This is a genomic window from Deltaproteobacteria bacterium (genome assembly GCA_012522415.1).
Classification (GTDB): Bacteria; Desulfobacterota; Syntrophia; order Syntrophales; family JAAYKM01; genus JAAYKM01.
Genome location: JAAYKM010000043.1, coordinates 1 through 1,731 on the forward strand (window position 1 = coordinate 1; position 1,731 = coordinate 1,731).

Here is a 1,731-nt window from a genome sequence, read left to right on the forward strand (position 1 = left end):
AGCATATATTCAGCATGGTTATACGATGAAGGCGATTGCCGATCATCTGGGCATTCATTACACGACGGTGAGCAAGGTTATTAAGGCCCAGGAAGATAACTGATAATTCAAGACCTGACCCCAGCCTGTTCCCCATGGCGTCCGTTATTCTTTGACGTTGCATGACCGGTATAACCGGCGGGTTGTCGGATTCGACAACGCTCACGCCGTGCGGACAGCAAAAAAAAGTTACGGTGCAAGGAAGATTACTTGGGATCATAAGCATAAATGCGACAAGGTATCGCCTTATGAATACACATCAGCCAGTCAATTACTGGAAGATTTCTGGCGCGAAGTTGAAAAAATCATGGGGCAGGAAGGAAGGGTTAGGAAATGAAACAAAAAGTGCTGAACATTGGCATTATTCCTTATCAGGATTATAAAAAGCGATCCCTGGCCATCGCACGGGGAGAATACCGCCCAAGACCCGATGAGCCTAAAATCTGGTTTGAATCTTTGAAATCCATGGCACAAGTCCTGAGTAATGAGAATCAATTGTTGCTCAAAACTATCCTGGAACGAAAGCCGGAATCCCTCAAGGAACTGGAAGAAGCAACTGGAAGAAGCAGCAGCAATCTCTCTCGTACATTGAAGACGATGGCGCGTTACGGCATTGTGAAAATAGAAAAGGTGAATCGAAACATCAAACCGGTTGTTGAGGCAACGGATTTCTCTGTTCAATTTGGACTTTATGCCGACGGGCACCGGAACAGATGAAACTTCGGCGCGCCGAAGTTTTCAAATATTATCGGAAAACAGTTTAATCGTCTATTTAGTCTCTCAATCCCTCTCCGGAGCGTGCGCAGGGGGAGGGATATCCTTGTCCGCAGGTTTTCAAACCAATTTTCATAGCCTGCCAGTTTAAGAAGATCGAATGCATAGAATTGTTTCAGATCGTTTCTATTTTCCTGTGGAAAGTTTTGGGGCAGCGGTGACGGCTATCAACCTGTCCGATGTTGACTTTGTGAAGAAGAAAATCACCGTCGAGGAAAAAGGCGGAATACGGCACACATACCAGATTAACAAGGAGGGACTCGCGGCGATCCGGGTTACCCAGAGAAGGCATATCGGCAAAGCGTTACATCCCACGTCCCATTCGCTCGATAATCCCCTGATCACGCATGGCATAGATAGTCCGGGGATGGATTCCCGACTTGATTGCCTCTCCGGTGCGAAAGATACCTGTTGGCGAGTGAAGCATAGCCTTGGCCCGTTTTATTGCCTCTGCGCCCTGCTTTTTACTGATTAGCGACATGGATAATATTACCTGCATTAGTTTTTATTTGTCTGTAATTCTATCCAGGCGAATGAGTTTGAAAAGAAGTTTATGTCGGCAAATGCGGCTTAACTGAGTGTCCGTTTTTACTTGACCAGATCAAGGCCGGCTGGCGGGAAAGCGGATGACAAAGGTGACGGTCAATCTGAACACCCACACACCTGGGGCATTATATGAAACCTTGCTGCCTGATCGAGCCAGGAAGTCGTGGGATCGTTTTGAATTTGTCTATTATCCCAATGGGGCACCATTGAAAAATCAATAACTTACAAAATAATAAAGTTTTTTTCTTTCCGTGCCGATATGTCTGGCAGGTAAAGACTCGTATGCGGGAGAGAAAATGGACTGGACGATTCAGCCAGAGGCGATAGACGCCTTATTTAGTTCAACAATTTCCAACACTCAGGACAGGCTCG

Annotated in this window: 3 protein-coding genes; 2 read left to right on the top strand and 1 reads right to left on the bottom strand. The window is 46.3% G+C overall.

What is annotated here, in order from left to right; genetic code table 11:
• Together GX147_03895 and GX147_03900 are read left to right on the top strand one after the other, a co-directional pair.
• Positions 1–103 (top strand): helix-turn-helix domain-containing protein (locus GX147_03895; GenBank protein NLN59842.1); only part of this gene is annotated, 103 nt, incomplete at its 5' end.
• A 269-nt stretch (positions 104–372) separates the two neighbouring features.
• Complete coding sequence (locus GX147_03900; protein ID NLN59843.1) at positions 373–756, top strand: transcriptional regulator; 384 nt, start codon at positions 373–375, stop codon at positions 754–756.
• Positions 757–1,117: 361 nt separating this feature from the next.
• Here the strand turns inward: GX147_03900 and GX147_03905 are convergent, their stop codons facing one another.
• Positions 1,118–1,294 carry a type IV toxin-antitoxin system AbiEi family antitoxin domain-containing protein gene (locus GX147_03905; GenBank protein NLN59844.1) on the bottom strand — a complete coding sequence of 59 codons (177 nt, stop codon included), beginning with the start codon at positions 1,292–1,294 and terminating at the stop codon, positions 1,118–1,120.
• Between the last annotated feature and the right edge of the window lie 437 nt (positions 1,295–1,731).

What these genes read in the sequence shown, in the direction of transcription:
- GX147_03900 (NLN59843.1), top strand. Translation starts at nt 373, where the DNA reads ATGAAACAAAAAGTGCTGAACATTGGCATTATTCCTTATCAGGATTAT.
- GX147_03905 (NLN59844.1), bottom strand. Translation starts at nt 1,294, where the DNA reads ATGTCGCTAATCAGTAAAAAGCAGGGCGCAGAGGCAATAAAACGGGCC.